Consider the following 14,116-nt stretch of genomic DNA (forward strand, 5'->3'; position numbering starts at 1 on the left):
TCTTTTCAGACGGAAAAAACGATGGTGGTCCAGGCTGGCTTCAGCGCGTTGAACAGGCAGATCAGATCGTCAGGCAGGCCGAGGCGGCCGAGCGGCGTCTCGCCGGCACGGCCGTCGCCTGCGCGAAAGAATTCGACCGAAACGCCTGGCACGCTGACGATCCAGACGTATTCGACCACCTCGCCACCGGCGATTGCCTCAGGGCCGCCGCAAGTCGACGCACCGGCCCGGAACGGCGTCGGCTCCTCGATCGAGATCGCATAGCCGGCATCGGCGGCGAGCTTGATGAAATCGGCCGGCGTGATGGTGCCGCCGGAGCGGATCTTTAGCAGCAGCGAGCGCATGCGCGCATCGATCGTCTGGTCGGGACCGAGGCAGGGATCGGGCAGGCCGTATTCGATTTCCCAGTCGTCGAGCGAATTGACCAGCGTGATCGCCGTCGATTCGAGCGCCACTCCGAACAGCGCCCGATAGGCATCGGCCAGGGCCGAACCGATCGCGCGCCAGAAGCGCGACAGCACCGACAGCGGGTCGAGCGCCTGGTTGTCAGGCGTGCCCCATGCCGGGCCTCGCGGCAGCAGCGCCGTCAAAAAGCCTTCGGCCGCCTCGTCGGAAGGATCGGACAGGACATCGCCCTGCGGCGGCGCGCCGATGAACGGGTCGTCGGGGGCGAAGTGAAAGAAGGCAAGTTCGTCCTCGCCGGGATAACGCGGCCAGCGCTCAGACATAGCTGACCGTGCCCAGCACCGGAATTTCGCCGCCGACATAGATGATGTCGCCGGACGGATCGACCAGGAAATGGCGGTCCTCGCCGACGGCCAGGCTGATCGCCTCGGAGATCCATGAGCGCGACAGGGTGAACGGTGCTGAGGCGACGCCCGGCCTGGCGCGCCTCACCAGCATGGCGGCGATCGAGGCGGCAATCGCAGCGCGCGTCTGCACCGTGTCGACGGCCAGGTTGGCGATGGTGATGCCGAGCGGAGCAGGAATTGGCGCCGAGACCGACAGACCGGCGCGGATCAGGCGGCGTTGCTCCAGCGCGTCCTGCACCAGGGCGATGTCGCCGGCCTCCGGAATGCCGTTCACGCGGCCTTCGAACAGGAACCAGACGCCGACCGTGCCGGGTGCGTCGGCGAACGGAAAGGCCCAGGCCTGGGTGACGCCGGGCACGGCACGGGCGAACTGCTCGTAGTCCGAATAAGCCCCGCCTTGCGGAGGACGCCGCTTGCGGTCGAGGATGCGCGCGCGCAGGCTGGCATCGGTCTCGGTATCGGCGCCGCCGCCGATGCCGCCGCTCGCCACCGTCGCTTCCAGCTCGAGATTTGGAAACTGCGTCGGGTCGGCGCGCTGCAAAGTCTCGCCGGCGGCGATGTTGGTGGCCACGCCGTAATCGTCCGACAGGATGGTCAGCGTCAGCAGCCCCGCCAAGTCGGAGCGCGCATCGGAGACCGAGCGATAGAGCCGGTTGCCGGCAATGAAGGCGACGCCGGCCGGATAGATGGTGTCGGCATAGCCATTGAGCGTCACCACACCCTCCGCGCGCGCCATCGGCCGGCGATAGATGCCGAGTTCGGCGCCGTGGCGCTCCAGGTGCTGGACGCTGGCCGTGGTGGCGAATATCTGCTCGTAAAGCCAGGCGGCGCGCAGATGCGTGTCGTGCAGGCCGGCAGCGACCGTCTTGACGATCGCGGTCAGATTGTTGGGCCAGACCAGCGCATCGGTGCCCGGCAGGTAGCGCCGCAAGGTGCCACGCAGCCGGGTCGAAATCTCAGTTGGCGAGAGGACGGTCCAGGCCACGCAATTGCTCCCACAGGACGCCGAAGCGGCGATCGAAGACGACCGCGCCATCGCGGTCCTTCAAAGTGATTTTCAGGTCGATGCGGCGCTGCGCCGGATCGGCAGTGCCGGTCACCTCGGCCGAGGACACCGCGCCCTGGTCGATCAGCGTCTGCAGGGCGGCACGCGCATAGTCTTCGGCACGCAGCGCCGTCGCATCGTTCGCCGTCGAGCGGCGCAGCAGCCAGAGTTTCGAGCCGATCGCGGTTTCGCCGAGATCGGTGCGCAGGTCAAAACTGTCGCCCGGCCAGCCGCGGTTCTGCTCTTCGGGCGGCAGCTCGTCGGGCTCGACGCGCGCGTCGGTCATCAGGCAGAGCAACACGGCGGTGGCAAGTTCCGCCCTGGCGCGCAGGCCGCCGGCATTGGTCTTGTCATCGCCGGCCAAAGCCCAGTCGCCTGAGGTGCCGTCCCAAAGTGTGTCGGGCGACAGCAGCGGTTCGCCGTCGCCGGTGAGCGGTACGATCCTGATCATCAGTGCGAATGGTGAGGCGTGTTGCCGCCGGCGTCGATAATCGAGCCGGTCGCATTGATGTTACCGTCGACGTTGAGATCGCCCTTCAAATTCCAGGTGCCGCCGGTCAGTGTGATGGTGCGAGAGCCAAAATCCATGGTCACGCCTCCACCGAACAGTTTGATGATGTTTCCAGACGCATCGTAAAGTGCCGCCGCTCCATCCGGCAGGTCCGGCCGGTGCTGCGCATGCTCGATGCCCATCAGCATCGCCTGGGTGCGACGGCCGGGCATCACCATGGCGACACCGATCGCGCCCTTGGGCGGGCGGCTGGCAGCGCCATGCGGCTGGACGTAAAGCAGATCCTTGAACGTCTCGCCGGCAAGGCCGCGACCGGAGATCAGCAGCTGGCCATTGTCGAAGCGCGAACTGTCGATCTCGAAGCGCGTGAGATGAGGTGAAGACTTCATTGCGCCGAATACTCCGCCTTCGGTTCCGGCGCCGACCAGCCCCTGCCCGATTTCGAGCCGGAGGAAGAGCTGCCGAGGGCACGCGGATCGGTCAAGGTCAAGGTCGCCCGCGTGCCGTCACTGTCGGCCTGCGTGTCCTGCGTCAGTTCCACCGATTTGATGACCATCATCTGGTCGAGGAAGACGCGCGGGTGCCTGACATAGACCAGGAAGTTCGGCGTCCAGATTTTGCCTGCGGCATCGCGCCAGCCCGACACTGTGATGGTCGCGTTGACGGCAAGCCCCGCCGCCGCGCGCGCCTCCCATTCGACCGCGTTCTTCATGTGCTTGGTCGTCGCCTCGCTATCGAGAACGACGATCTTTGGCCGGCTGCGGCCGACCGATGGATCGGACGCCTTGGCTTCAGGCCGCAGCGCCTGCGGTGTCGTGCCGCGCGATTGCTGGCCGCGCACGATCACCGGGTCGAACCTGCCCTGCCCCGAAAATTCCGCGGCTGCGGAAATGATGTTGACGCCGGCCGCCAGTCCGCCGCTATGCGACCCCTCCGGCTTTTGCACGATGCGCAATTTGCCTTCGGGCGTGTCATGGATGATCGCCGCCTCGGCGCGTGCCAGCGGCTCCAGCGTCGAATAGAGCGATTCGCCAGGCTCGATCTGATGCTTGGCGATTGTTTCGAACGACCCTTTCGCCTCAATACCGACGCCGCAATTGTCGAAGGCCTCGCCGATCCCCTTGATATCCTTGTTCTCGACCAGGCCGGTCTTGTGCAGGATCGAGGTCTCGACAGCGTCGACCGTGCGCGAGACCAGCGAAATCGTCGCCTTCCAGTCATCCGATCCCTGGTCAGGCCGTAGGTCGCGGACATAGCCGGTCAAGATCAGTGTGCCATTCGCCGTCAAACTGGCCTTGTCGTCCGGCCAGGGCGGCTCGACACCGGGCGGGATGTGCCCGGTGACCACAGCGCTGCGCACGGCCTCCTCGGCCGAGATCGAGATCGAGACGTCTTGCCAGGACAGGAACATCCCGCCCGCCTGGACAGTAATTACTTCAAGGGGCAAGCGAATTCCCCTTTACGGCGCTATGGCTTCGAAGCTGATCGGCATGGCCGCCGGCGTGGCGACGCTGTTACGCCGCACAAGCTCGCCGGCACGACCGGCATCGCCATAGAGTGCGTAGGCCAGCGCCGTAGCCGGCAACGATATTTCGGTCTGCACGCTGACCAGCGGCGCCCGATTGGCGGCGACCGCGCTAAGATCGGATGCTGCGGTGGCCGCGATTTCGCCAAGCCACTCGCTAACGGCAACGTCGATGCCAGCAGCCAAGGCTTCAAGCACCGGATCGACGACCGGCGAAATCCGGTCACGGGCGCGGCGCGCATCCTGGCGCGAAAGGTAATCGCCGGCAGCGAGCGTCTGACAAAACCCGGTGGCGAAGGCAGCGGCCGCCACCAGGCCGAAGACATCGTTGCCGGCCGGCACAGCTGCTACGGCGAAGGCCTCGACGGCTTCGGCCGGGCTCGCCACATCGGCGATGGCGCCGACCGTCGAGACGATCGCGGCGGCGATCGGCCCGGCCTGCGCAACAGGTTCCGCCGACAGGCGGGTGATCGTCGCAATCTGGTCGGCGATGGCGGGCCGCTTCTCGGCCGGTAGTTCCGCTGCATCCGCGACCGTGGCCATCAACGCCGCCGCGCTGGCTGCCGCGATGGCAGACGGCGCCGCCTGGCCGGGCGCGACATCTCGCATGCGGAAGGCTGCGGCCGAGGCGAGGATGTCGATACCGGCGGCGATCTTGGCGGCAATGGCAAATGCGCCGGGCACCGCGGCGAAAGGCAGCGAAGCCAGGCCGGCCGAAACGAAATCGATTTCAAAGCCGACATAGCCGGCGCGTCCAAGTTCCCGCGACAGCCGCCAATGCGGAACGCGGACCAGCACCGGCCCGAGCATCGGCAACACGAGCGTCGCCGGCCCTGGCGCGTTGAGTGCGGCGATGAACGAGCGCGTCGAGGCATCGGCGATGTCACCGACAATATAGGCCGACAGGACGAACGGCCTGACCTGGCCGCCCATGTCTTCGGTGACATGAAGGTCGGAATAGGCGATCGGCGACACGGCAACGCGGCGGCCGCCTTCGGCTTCCTCGACTTCGACGAAGAACGGCACGCCGCGGAACGAAGCGGGCCGAAAAGCTTTCAGCCAGTCACGCATCAGCGCGGCCCCATCAAGTGCCCGGCATTGGACTTGCCGGTGTCGGCGCGAACCGTCTTCAGAGAGCCGATCGGCCGCGACAGGTCGGCGGCCGCACTGCGAGCGGCGGCGGCAAGACTGTTGGCGCCCGAGACGATCGCCGCCTCCAGCTTGCCCGCGACCGACGCCAGAGTGTCGGCTCCCGACTTGATGCTGTCGCCGGCCTGCTTGCCGCCGTCGACCACGGATGATGCCGTCTCGACGCCGGCTCCCTTCAGGTCGGAGGCTGCGGCTGCCGTGGCCCGCTCCATCGCGCTGAAATCGATCTCGTTGCCGAAATAGCCGGCCGGCTTCTGCTTCTTCGGCTCGAAGGCGCCGTTGCGCACAGCTGCCGCCTGGCCGCGACCGTAGAGCCGATATTGCTCAGCCACGGTTGGCGCCACCGGACGCGGTGTCGGGATCGGCGTGCGGCCCGGCTGATCCTGGCGGCGCGACGGCAGTTCCGGGCTGGCGTTCATCGGACCCTTGGCGGCGATCAGCCCCTCCGGCGAGCGCCATCCGCCCTTGAATGCGGTCAACCCCTGATCCTGATTGTCGAAGCCGTTGCGCAGCCACCACATGCGCTTGTCCCAGAAGCCCATGCCCTGCCTGTCGAGCTCGGCGTTGATGAACTGAGCCTTGTCCATGTTGGAACTGACGAAGTCCATGGCGCCCGTCGCGGCAGGGGCAATACCGGACCCTATCGCCCGCACCATGCGTTCCCAGGACGCGCCCATGCGGTCGATTTTCGACTGGTTGTCGTCGAGGACTCGGCCGAGATCCCGCATCGTCGCGCCGTCGACATTCTCAAGCGCCTTCTGAAAGCCCTCCATGGCGTCGCGGCCCTGCAAGAGCGCGCGCATGCCTTGCTGGAACTGGGCATCGGTGAAGAGCTGCGGGATCTTCGACATGTCGCCCTTGAGGGCGCGCTTGGTCAACTCGATGAACACGTCGATCAGGTCGCGGCCTTCCTTGCGCGCCTTGGCCATTTCCTTGCGCAGATTGACGCCGAACTTCGAAAAACTCTTCGCCGTCTCGTTCGACTCCATCTTCTGCAGGACGTTCTGCAAATTCGTCGCCGCCGAACTCGCGTCACCGGTTTGCAGACGCACCGTCTGCAGCATCGATGCGAGCTTGCCCAAGCCCTTCTCGCCCTCGTAGCCGAGCGAAGCCATGGCCGGGGCCAAGGACGGCAGGTATTGGGCCATGTCCTTCAGCTCGAACTTGCCTTGCTTGCCCGACGTCACAAGGATGTCGAAGGCGCGCTGCATGTTGTTGCCGGCGAAATGGAACGAAGCGCCGATGGCGTCCGCCGTGGTGGCGATATCAGAAATCTCGGCGCCCGCGGCTTGCGCCGTGGCGGCGACAGACGGCAGGAAGGACAGCGCGTCGTCCAGGCTGCGACCGGAGGCGACAAGCGATTCTAGGCCATCGGTGATGCTGTCCTGCGTCATCGAATAGTCGAGCGCCGCGCGGTCGACGGTGCGAAACATGTCGGCCAGCTTGTCCTTGCTCGCATCGGCATTGATGGCAATGCGGTTCAGCCGGCGCTCGGCTCCGGCGAAATTCGTCACCATTTGGCCGGCGCCGCGCACCAGGCCATAGGCGACGAGGCCGCGAACGGCGTTTGCCGCAAGCATGCTGTTGCGCGCCATAAGGCCTTGCGTCCGATTGAACGCCACCGCCTTCTGGTTGACCTGGTTTAGCTTGCTCGACAATTGGCTGAACGCGCCCATTGGGCCGAGCTTCGCCGACAGGCGCAATATGGCCTCGATCGTGCGGTTGCTCATTTTTTCGGCCTGCGCTTCAGGAATTCAATGCCACGCCGGTGCAGCATGGCGATGTCGGAGAACGGCATCGGCAGTACGGTGCCGGGTTGCCAATTGAAGAAGAACATCAGGTCATCAGCCTGAAGGCCGACGACGTCTCCTACTCGGTGCCCGCCGACGCGGTACGCATAAAAAAACCGATCACCGCGTCGCGGACCAGCCTGGCATCGGCCAGCTCGAGCACTCCCAGCTTCTCGATCCCCGGCGTCACGACGCAGCGGCGGACATAGGCCGCGACGGTGTCGACGTTCTCGATGACGACATTGTTGCCTGCGGCGCGCTGTATCTCGTAGGGCTCGCCAAGCGCCAGCAGGTCCTCGAAGCGTGGCTCGCGCAGGGTGACGCTTTGGAAGGCTTCGCCATGCGCCTCATAGCGCTTCGAAAGCGGAACAACCGTCTCCGTCATCGTCAGATCTTCCGGTAGACGCGGGCGAGCAGCGCCACGCCGGTGACTTCGCCGGTCGCCCGGTTAATGGTCGGCGCGCCGGTGAAGCCGGCCTCGGTCCACAAGTGCTGGACACCGGTGAAGCTTTCGTTGAGCGTCACGTTGAAGCCGGAGGCGCGCATCAGCCGGTTCCAGTCGTCGGTCGGCAAATCCTCGAAGGTGAGGTTTGCCTTGAAGCCGGTCGGCTCGACCGTGCGATAGGGCGAGCCGTCCTGGTTGGCGGCGCCTGTGATCTCCACATTGGACGGCATGATCTCGGCCGCGCCGCGCACCACGATCCGCTCGCCGGTCGAAAGACCGAACGTCATTTCTCCGCCGAAATTCTGCATCGGTTTTTCCTCTCACTTGGATGGATGGCTGCGGCGATCAGGCGGCGCGATACTGGCTGTACAGCATCGCGTTGGCGGCGATCACGTCGAGCGGGTTTACGCGGTCGATCGGCGCCATGATGTCGACGCGGTTGGCGCTCTGGCTGTTGCGCTGCACGATCAGCCGGTCGGCAAAGCCGCGCGCGTTTTCCAGCACGCCGCGGTTTTCCAGCGTGTCGGCGGCATGCACCAGCGTCGCCTTGATCGACTTCGGCGTCGAGATCGCGCCGAGCCCGCCGGGGTTTTCATCGGCAAGCGCCTTCTGCCCGTGCTCGTAGGAAAGCTGCGCGCGGAAATAACGCAGGATGGCGACCAGCTGGCCGATGGCCTGGATATCGCGAAAAGTCTCGTCAGGCTGCGCGTTGGCATCCTTCTGATAGGTCGTGATGATCTTGTCGATCGCCACGCCGCCATCGGTGTTGACGATGACGCTCGAAATGCCTGAGCGCAGCATGGTGTTGCGGCCGGCATAGGTCGGCACCAGCGATCGATCGCGCGGCGACCGTTCACCTTGCACAACTAGGCCCTTCTGGTTGCGCGAGACATTGCCCGTAGCGTCGTCGGACAGCCACGGCACGATGCGCGCCGTGCGGGCGGCTGCGGCGAGCCAGGCCGGCGTCGGATTGCCGGCTGCGACAGGCAGGCGCGGATGGATGGTCAGATGACGGTCGTTGAGCGCCAGGCCGATCGTGGTCAGCGCCGACAGCGTGCCGGCCGCAGTGGTGAAGACATGGCCATAGACCTGGCGATTGTAGGCCCAGCGGCCGGACACATCGTTCATCGCCGCCGTGTAGCGGGCGATATTGGTGGCGTCCGAAAAGGGCGAGACGATCCAGTCGAAAGGATCGTCGCCGAGCGCAGCCAGGGCCGCTGACAGATCCGGGCTGCCGGTCGGCACGACCGTGTTGGTGATGGTGACGGCGGCACCGGCAAACGCGTTGCCGGCGACGACGGTCGGCACATAGAAATCGTAGTCGACATAGACCAGGCCGAGATGCCGGGCTGTCACCGTCACCGTGTCGGTCGCGACAGTGGCGGTGACCGACAGCGAGGCGCCAGTCAGCGCGTTGAAATAGGCGTTGATCGCGGCGGCAAGGGCCGCGGCGACGGTATTGACGCTGTCGCCGGCGGCGATCTGCACCTGCACCGGCTCGCCGCCGATCTCGATCGTGGCGACGCCGCCGCCGGCCGGAACCGTATTGACCTTGATTGTGTCGACGCGCGCCGTGCCGGTCGCGGGCGCCGCCAGGATCCAGGTCTCCTGCGTCGGAGCGTTCAGGAAGGCGACGCGGGCCATTTCGGCCAGCATCGAGCCAGCGCCGGCAAGCGCGACGGCCTCCTGCGCCGATCCGACCGGCGTCGGAACATTGTCGGCAATCGCCGCGCCGGTGTTCTTGTGGCCGATCAGGAGCAGGCGCGAGGCCGACTGATAGGAGCCTCCCGAGGTGACTTCGAAGGCAAACAGCGGCGCGACCAGGCCGGCGCCGGGAATATTGTTGAACAGGATGCCCATGGCTCTATTTCTCCTTGCGCTTGCCTGCCGCGGCAGGCGCTTTGATTTCTTCGGCGACCAGCGAGCCGTCGTTGATGAGCTGCATCCAGGCCGGATCCTCGCGGTCGACGGTCAGCCCTTCGGCCGGGAAGTCGACGGTCGGGTTGAACGGGTGCGGCATGCGGTGCTCGGCATCGGCGAGTTTGACGTGAACGAGGCTGGTCATGTCGGTTCCTCGATTTCCGGAAAGGGCTGCGCTATGGTCGAGGCCAGCCCGGCTTCACCGGAGAGGCCGGCCTGCTTCACCTCGAAGGCGAAAGTGTCGATGATCGGCAATGGCGCCGCGGCCGCGAACTGCGCGGCCATGTTGTCAAGCGTCGCCTTGGCGTAGGAGTTCGCCGGCAGAAGTGCCGCGATGCGCGCGGCCGGCTGCGGCAGCCCTGCCCCGCCTGAAAAGTCGTCGTCGGGTATCTGGCAGTCGAACAGCATTGTGGTGCGCTGCCAGCGCAGGCCGAGTTCGGGGACGGCGAAGCCTTCCTCGTCGATGCTTTGCACGGCCATGACGACCTGGCGAAAGAGCGTCCCGGTCGGCCCCTGGATCAGCACGAAGCGCACTTGGGCGCAGAGTGCCGACAGCACGATGCGCGCCTTCGGATCGGAGCCGATCATGGCGTCGGTAAAGGGCGAGCCGTCCTCGTCCCTGGCGGACACGGCAAGTTCCGCGACCACCTCGAGGATGGTGCGGCCGTTCGTCGCCACACTGCCTTGACCTTGGCCGCGGCGGGGCGATTCCGACTTGCGGGTGAACAGCGACAGCACCGGCGTGTATTCCTCGCCGGCGTCGAGTTCGTCGACCGACGGCCGGCGGCTGTCGAAGACACGGTGGCGGGCCAGGGTCGGCAGCGCCGTGCCGGCCAGCATCGCTCCCGTGGGGCAAAGGCTCTCGACGGCCGCCAGCCGGGTGATTTCGGCTGCAATGGTCATGGCCGGCCCTTGGTGCGGTTGACGAAGAGCGCCAGGCGCTTGCCGCCATCGGCCGGCATGGCGGCGATGACGAAGCGGCCCTTCTCAAAGCCGGCATCATCGACCCAGACGATCTGGTCATCGACCTTGACCGGTTCGGGCCAGTCGGTCGATAGCGCGGTGACGACAGCCTCATGGGCCGGCATTTCGCGCGCCCGGCCGACGTCCGAAGACATAGTGGACGGATGCGCGAAGCCAGGCGCAAGCGCCGCCGGGCCGAAATCGATCGAGCCGAGGAAGGCAAAGCCGGTCCGGTCGGGGTCGGCCATGCGGGTATCATTGACGCCGACGCGCCGCGCCGTCGGCACAACGCGGAAGCTTTCGCGGTCGAAGACTTCGGCGACGGTCGTATCTGTCGCCGCCAAAGCCTCGTTCCAGTCGATCATGTCAGGCCCTGCTTAGGTGTTGCGGCCGCCCATCAGGCTGCCGGGACGCGTGCAGAGCTGCAGCGCATTCATCTGCAATTCGCCGTTGATGCCCTTGTCGTTGGGCATCTGCCACTGCTTGGCGTAGAGACGCTCGCCCAGCGTGTTGACGGTCTCGATGTAATCGGCCGGCGATTGGTAGGTCTTGAACAGGTTCGGCACGCCGACCGGGAAGAAACGCGCCTTGAGTGTGTCGATGCCGACGCCCTCGCCGTCGATCTCGCCATAGTTTTCCCAAACGATGCCGCCGAATTCGAACATCGGGTTTTCCGAGCGGTTCTTGCCGACATACGATTCGCGCAGGATCTGCGCTTCCGACCAGCCCTTGTAGGTGTCGCGCACTTCCTTGTGCATGAGCATCTGGTCGAAAAAGGTGTCGCCGACGAAGGAATGGACTTCGGTGAACGGCACCTTTCCCAGTCTTTTCCTCATAGCCCGAATGACCTTGGTCGCTTTCTGGCGGAGAACGCCGTCGACGGGATTGGCATTGTCGAGATCGAAATCGACCTCGGTCTCCTGCGTCACGCCGAATTCGGTGAACAGGTTGAGCGTCGACCCATCGGCATAGGTGATGATGCCGGTGACAGCACCCAGGCGCGCCTGCTCCTCGGTCAGATCCATGTCCGAGGTGTTGGCGGCGATCACCTCGCCGACGATCTGCTGAACCGTGGCGAGCTGGTCGGCGCTGCCACGGGCACGGACATTCTGCACCTGGTCGGCGTAAACCGCCCAGTCGCGCTGGAAGTGAGGCACCTTGAAATCGGTCATCTTGCGCTTGGGCATATCGCGCGTCTCGCCGGGACCGCCGCGCGGCGATGGCTTGACGAGCTGCAGGATATCGCCGACGCGTTCAATGGCAATCGACGTCGTGGTGACAGGGTGCGTGGAGAACAGACCCATCTGGCCAATGCGGCCGGGCCGGTATCTCAGGTCATTGACGAAATCGGTCAGCGACGTGCAGCTGAACGCGTCATTCTTGAAGATGTCGAGAATGTTGTCCATTTTGGTTTCCCTTGGAAATCCTGACTGGCAGGAGATGATCGGCGCGGCGGGCCGCGGGCTCAATTCGAAGGCCGGCGGTCACCCGCCGCGCCGTCAGTTGCGGATGATGATGCCGCGCGCCTCGAGTGCCTGGATGGCGTCGGCCTTGGCGGCAGCAGTGATGCCGACCGGCCATTCGATCTGATGGCCGTTGACTTCCGCATCGCGGGCGATGATCGCGATCGCCGCCGTTGCGTCGGCGGGCGTGACGACGCCGTAGATCGCAAGGGCGACAGCCACTTCGGAGCCGTCCGCGCCTGCCGGATTGTAAGCGACGTACTGGAAATCCTCGGCGTCGGCCTCGACCGTGACGGTGAAACGGTCGCCGGCCACGAAGTCGGTCGCGTCGGCGATGGTGAACTTGATTTCCTTGTTGAAGGCGACACCGACCGTCGCCTTGCCGATCGACTTGCCTGTCGGGTCGGTCACCTCGAACGTGCCGCCATTGGTCGCCGGCTCGGTGCAGACGATGTTGTAGACGCCGTCCTTGACCTTGGACGAGACGGCGGGATTGGCGAGCGTCAGCGCGCCGGCGCCAGCCGTGTTGCCAGGATCGGCGGCAGCGGTGGCGACGACGCCGGCCACAACCGCGATGCGGCCGAGCACGGTGCCGGCAAGAAGCGTCTGCGAAAAGGCGATGGTGGCGTTCTCGCGCGAACGGTGGAAATTCGCCTCGCTGAGCAGGAATTCGCCGGCATGCCGGCCTTCGGTAACAGTCGTCATGGCTTCAGCCTTTCACGAGTGGGAGGGATGCGCGAAAGGCCGGTCAGCCGTTGCGCTTGTTGATGCGTTCGGCCGCCTTGGCCCAGCCCGCAGAGACACCGGCGGGTTTGCCGGCATTGCCGGGCTGCGCCAGACCGGACGCGGCAAGGCGCTGCTGCTCATAGGCGGCCGCATCGGCACCGCCGGCAGGCTTGCTCGCCGCGACATTGGCAACGACGAAGGCGGCAACGTCCTCGCCGGACATGGCCGGCGATTTGGTTGCGAGGTCGAGTGCCGCGGCCATGCGGCCGCCATCGCCCTTCACACCCTCGGCACCCAGAGCGCTAGTAAGGCGCTTGTTCTCGGCAGTCACACCGGCAGCATGGCCCTTGGTTTCAGCCGAAGCGACGGCTGCATCGTGATCGGCCTGCGAAATGCCCGCTGCGGCGGGCGCCTGATTTCCGGACATTCCGGTCTCCTTTGCCCGCGGGGGGCGGTTGGTTGCACTTGATGCCTCGGCATCGCCTTCTTCCCCGTCATCCGGGGAAAGCTCATCCGCTGCCGCGAGCGTTGCTGCGCGGACCGCGGCCAACATGCTGGTCATGATCAGGCCTTTCCGTTGATGTCCTTGATGAAGGCGGCGAACGCCTCCTGGCCGTCGCCGACGGCATCGGCCAGGCCGAGTTCGACGGCATCAGTTGCCGAATAGGCTTCGGCCTCGGTCTTCAGCGCCGCCGCCTTCGACATGCGCTTGCCGCGGCCTTGCGCGACGACGCCGGCGAAGCGGTCGCGCATCTGCTCGACCTCGGCCTGCCATTTCTCCTGGATGCCGGCCGCCAGCGGCTCGTAAGGGTTGCCGTCGACCTTGTGCTTGCCGGCATGGATGAAGGTGACCTTGATGCCTTCCTGCTCGAGATTGCCGGAAAAGTCGGCATGCATCATGACGACGCCGATGGAGCCGGCGCCGCCGAACTCCGGCATGATGATCTGCCGCGCCTGGCTGGCCAGCAGATAGCCGGCCGAGTAGGCGAAGTCGGTCAGGATGGCGATGGTCGGCTTGGCCTTTGACAGCGAACGCAGGGCAGCCGCCGCCTCGAAGGCGCCGTTGACCTGACCGCCAAACGAATCGACCTCGACGACGACGCCCTTGACCGCCGTGCTGCGCTCGGCCCGCGCAAATTGCGTGATCAGCCCCTGGTAGGAGGTTTCGCCCGAGGACGATCCGATCCAGGCGCCTTTCTGCACCAGTGTGCCTTCGACCGGAATGACGGCGACATTCTCGATCATCTCGAACGGGGCGATGCCGCGCTGGTCGAGGCGGCGTCCCATGCCGTCGCCGAGCACGCCGGCGGATGGCCTGCCATTGGCGAAGGCTACGTGGTCGACGGCGCCCGGCGCGTTGACGATGGTGATCGGGTGTCCCGTGAGGCGCGGCCCAAGCATCTGCAGCAAGACCTCGGCCTTGCCGGGATGGTAGAGGTGCGGCCGGTCGAAGAGGACGCCGCAGACGCGCTCGAAGGCTAACGACATGGACCGCCTCCGACGAAGCGGATCGACTTGGCATAGCGCGAACGCTTGCCCTGCTTTGCCGAGCAGGCGGCGGCGAGCCGCATCAGCTCGGCATCGAGCGCGGCAATGCTGCCGACCGAGACGCGGACGCGCCGATGCGTGACCGGCGATCGGATCTCTGTCTCTTCGACCCGTTCGCCGGCGATCAGCTTCAGCTTGGCCGCATAGAGCGCCTGATAGAGCGCGCACGGGTCTTCGGCGTCGACCGAGACGCCGGCAATCTTGACGAGAGTGGCCATG

General features: G+C 65.8%; 18 protein-coding genes. All 18 read right to left on the reverse strand.

What is annotated here, in order from left to right; all coding sequences use genetic code 11:
• Positions 1-5: 5 nt before the first annotated feature.
• On the reverse strand, positions 6-728 hold the full coding sequence (locus tag RQ479_RS08045; protein WP_376704677.1) for a putative phage tail protein: 723 nt from the start codon (positions 726-728) through the stop codon (positions 6-8).
• A complete protein-coding gene (locus tag RQ479_RS08050) occupies positions 721-1,797 on the reverse strand; it encodes a baseplate J/gp47 family protein (RefSeq protein ID WP_376704678.1) in 1,077 nt (358 codons plus the stop codon). The genes RQ479_RS08045 and RQ479_RS08050 overlap by 8 nt, the downstream gene beginning before the upstream one ends.
• Complete coding sequence (locus RQ479_RS08055; RefSeq protein WP_376704679.1) at positions 1,769-2,308, reverse strand: phage GP46 family protein; 540 nt, start codon at positions 2,306-2,308, stop codon at positions 1,769-1,771. The genes RQ479_RS08050 and RQ479_RS08055 overlap by 29 nt, the downstream gene beginning before the upstream one ends.
• The gene (locus tag RQ479_RS08060) at positions 2,308-2,757 is read right to left on the reverse strand and encodes a phage baseplate assembly protein (protein ID WP_376704680.1); all 450 of its coding nucleotides are present in this window, start codon (positions 2,755-2,757) and stop codon (positions 2,308-2,310) included. The genes RQ479_RS08055 and RQ479_RS08060 overlap by 1 nt, the downstream gene beginning before the upstream one ends.
• A complete protein-coding gene (locus tag RQ479_RS08065) occupies positions 2,754-3,815 on the reverse strand; it encodes a hypothetical protein (RefSeq protein ID WP_376704681.1) in 1,062 nt (353 codons plus the stop codon). The genes RQ479_RS08060 and RQ479_RS08065 overlap by 4 nt, the downstream gene beginning before the upstream one ends.
• A 12-nt stretch (positions 3,816-3,827) precedes the next feature.
• Entirely contained in the window at positions 3,828-4,964 is a 1,137-nt protein-coding gene (locus RQ479_RS08070; protein WP_376704682.1) for a DNA circularization N-terminal domain-containing protein, read from the reverse strand.
• On the reverse strand, positions 4,964-6,772 hold the full coding sequence (locus RQ479_RS08075; RefSeq protein WP_376704683.1) for a phage tail tape measure protein: 1,809 nt from the start codon (positions 6,770-6,772) through the stop codon (positions 4,964-4,966). The genes RQ479_RS08070 and RQ479_RS08075 overlap by 1 nt, the downstream gene beginning before the upstream one ends.
• Positions 6,773-6,911: 139 nt before the next feature.
• Positions 6,912-7,217, reverse strand: coding sequence for a hypothetical protein (locus tag RQ479_RS08080; protein WP_376704684.1), 306 nt, complete (start codon positions 7,215-7,217; stop codon positions 6,912-6,914).
• Between the two features lie 2 nt (positions 7,218-7,219).
• A complete protein-coding gene (locus tag RQ479_RS08085; RefSeq protein ID WP_376704685.1) occupies positions 7,220-7,585 on the reverse strand; it encodes a phage tail tube protein in 366 nt (121 codons plus the stop codon).
• 37 nt (positions 7,586-7,622) lie between these two features.
• On the reverse strand, positions 7,623-9,137 hold the full coding sequence (locus RQ479_RS08090) for a phage tail sheath subtilisin-like domain-containing protein (protein ID WP_376704686.1): 1,515 nt from the start codon (positions 9,135-9,137) through the stop codon (positions 7,623-7,625).
• A gap of 4 nt (positions 9,138-9,141) precedes the next feature.
• Positions 9,142-9,342, reverse strand: coding sequence for a hypothetical protein (locus tag RQ479_RS08095; protein ID WP_376704687.1), 201 nt, complete (start codon positions 9,340-9,342; stop codon positions 9,142-9,144).
• Entirely contained in the window at positions 9,339-10,100 is a 762-nt protein-coding gene (locus RQ479_RS08100; protein WP_376704688.1) for a hypothetical protein, read from the reverse strand. Before RQ479_RS08100 ends, RQ479_RS08095 begins: the two co-directional genes overlap by 4 nt.
• Positions 10,097-10,525: a hypothetical protein gene (locus RQ479_RS08105; RefSeq protein WP_376704689.1), complete on the reverse strand. Its 429-nt coding sequence runs from the start codon at positions 10,523-10,525 to the stop codon at positions 10,097-10,099. Before RQ479_RS08105 ends, RQ479_RS08100 begins: the two co-directional genes overlap by 4 nt.
• A 12-nt stretch (positions 10,526-10,537) precedes the next feature.
• Positions 10,538-11,566, reverse strand: a complete 1,029-nt coding sequence (locus RQ479_RS08110) for a major capsid protein (protein ID WP_376704690.1) — start codon at positions 11,564-11,566, stop codon at positions 10,538-10,540.
• A gap of 93 nt (positions 11,567-11,659) precedes the next feature.
• The gene (locus RQ479_RS08115; protein WP_376704691.1) at positions 11,660-12,328 is read right to left on the reverse strand and encodes a head decoration protein; all 669 of its coding nucleotides are present in this window, start codon (positions 12,326-12,328) and stop codon (positions 11,660-11,662) included.
• Between the two features lie 43 nt (positions 12,329-12,371).
• Positions 12,372-12,776: a hypothetical protein gene (locus RQ479_RS08120; protein ID WP_376704692.1), complete on the reverse strand. Its 405-nt coding sequence runs from the start codon at positions 12,774-12,776 to the stop codon at positions 12,372-12,374.
• Positions 12,777-12,913: 137 nt separating this feature from the next.
• On the reverse strand, positions 12,914-13,837 hold the full coding sequence (locus RQ479_RS08125) for a S49 family peptidase (RefSeq protein WP_376704693.1): 924 nt from the start codon (positions 13,835-13,837) through the stop codon (positions 12,914-12,916).
• Positions 13,828-14,115, reverse strand: coding sequence for a hypothetical protein (locus RQ479_RS08130; protein WP_376704694.1), 288 nt, complete (start codon positions 14,113-14,115; stop codon positions 13,828-13,830). Before RQ479_RS08130 ends, RQ479_RS08125 begins: the two co-directional genes overlap by 10 nt.
• Between the last annotated feature and the right edge of the window lies 1 nt (position 14,116).

The organism is Mesorhizobium sp. ISC25, from assembly GCF_042295465.1.
Taxonomy (GTDB): domain Bacteria; phylum Pseudomonadota; class Alphaproteobacteria; order Rhizobiales; family Rhizobiaceae; genus Mesorhizobium.

What these genes read in the sequence shown, in the direction of transcription:
- RQ479_RS08055 (WP_376704679.1), bottom strand. Translation starts at nt 2,308, where the DNA reads ATGATCAGGATCGTACCGCTCACCGGCGACGGCGAACCGCTGCTGTCG.
- RQ479_RS08075 (WP_376704683.1), bottom strand. Translation starts at nt 6,772, where the DNA reads ATGAGCAACCGCACGATCGAGGCCATATTGCGCCTGTCGGCGAAGCTC.
- RQ479_RS08130 (WP_376704694.1), bottom strand. Translation starts at nt 14,115, where the DNA reads ATGGCCACTCTCGTCAAGATTGCCGGCGTCTCGGTCGACGCCGAAGAC.
- RQ479_RS08060 (WP_376704680.1), bottom strand. Translation starts at nt 2,757, where the DNA reads ATGAAGTCTTCACCTCATCTCACGCGCTTCGAGATCGACAGTTCGCGC.
- RQ479_RS08110 (WP_376704690.1), bottom strand. Translation starts at nt 11,566, where the DNA reads ATGGACAACATTCTCGACATCTTCAAGAATGACGCGTTCAGCTGCACG.
- RQ479_RS08080 (WP_376704684.1), bottom strand. Translation starts at nt 7,217, where the DNA reads ATGACGGAGACGGTTGTTCCGCTTTCGAAGCGCTATGAGGCGCATGGC.
- RQ479_RS08045 (WP_376704677.1), bottom strand. Translation starts at nt 728, where the DNA reads ATGTCTGAGCGCTGGCCGCGTTATCCCGGCGAGGACGAACTTGCCTTC.
- RQ479_RS08100 (WP_376704688.1), bottom strand. Translation starts at nt 10,100, where the DNA reads ATGACCATTGCAGCCGAAATCACCCGGCTGGCGGCCGTCGAGAGCCTT.
- RQ479_RS08120 (WP_376704692.1), bottom strand. Translation starts at nt 12,776, where the DNA reads ATGTCCGGAAATCAGGCGCCCGCCGCAGCGGGCATTTCGCAGGCCGAT.
- RQ479_RS08070 (WP_376704682.1), bottom strand. Translation starts at nt 4,964, where the DNA reads ATGCGTGACTGGCTGAAAGCTTTTCGGCCCGCTTCGTTCCGCGGCGTG.
- RQ479_RS08125 (WP_376704693.1), bottom strand. Translation starts at nt 13,837, where the DNA reads ATGTCGTTAGCCTTCGAGCGCGTCTGCGGCGTCCTCTTCGACCGGCCG.
- RQ479_RS08115 (WP_376704691.1), bottom strand. Translation starts at nt 12,328, where the DNA reads ATGACGACTGTTACCGAAGGCCGGCATGCCGGCGAATTCCTGCTCAGC.
- RQ479_RS08085 (WP_376704685.1), bottom strand. Translation starts at nt 7,585, where the DNA reads ATGCAGAATTTCGGCGGAGAAATGACGTTCGGTCTTTCGACCGGCGAG.
- RQ479_RS08090 (WP_376704686.1), bottom strand. Translation starts at nt 9,137, where the DNA reads ATGGGCATCCTGTTCAACAATATTCCCGGCGCCGGCCTGGTCGCGCCG.
- RQ479_RS08105 (WP_376704689.1), bottom strand. Translation starts at nt 10,525, where the DNA reads ATGATCGACTGGAACGAGGCTTTGGCGGCGACAGATACGACCGTCGCC.
- RQ479_RS08095 (WP_376704687.1), bottom strand. Translation starts at nt 9,342, where the DNA reads ATGACCAGCCTCGTTCACGTCAAACTCGCCGATGCCGAGCACCGCATG.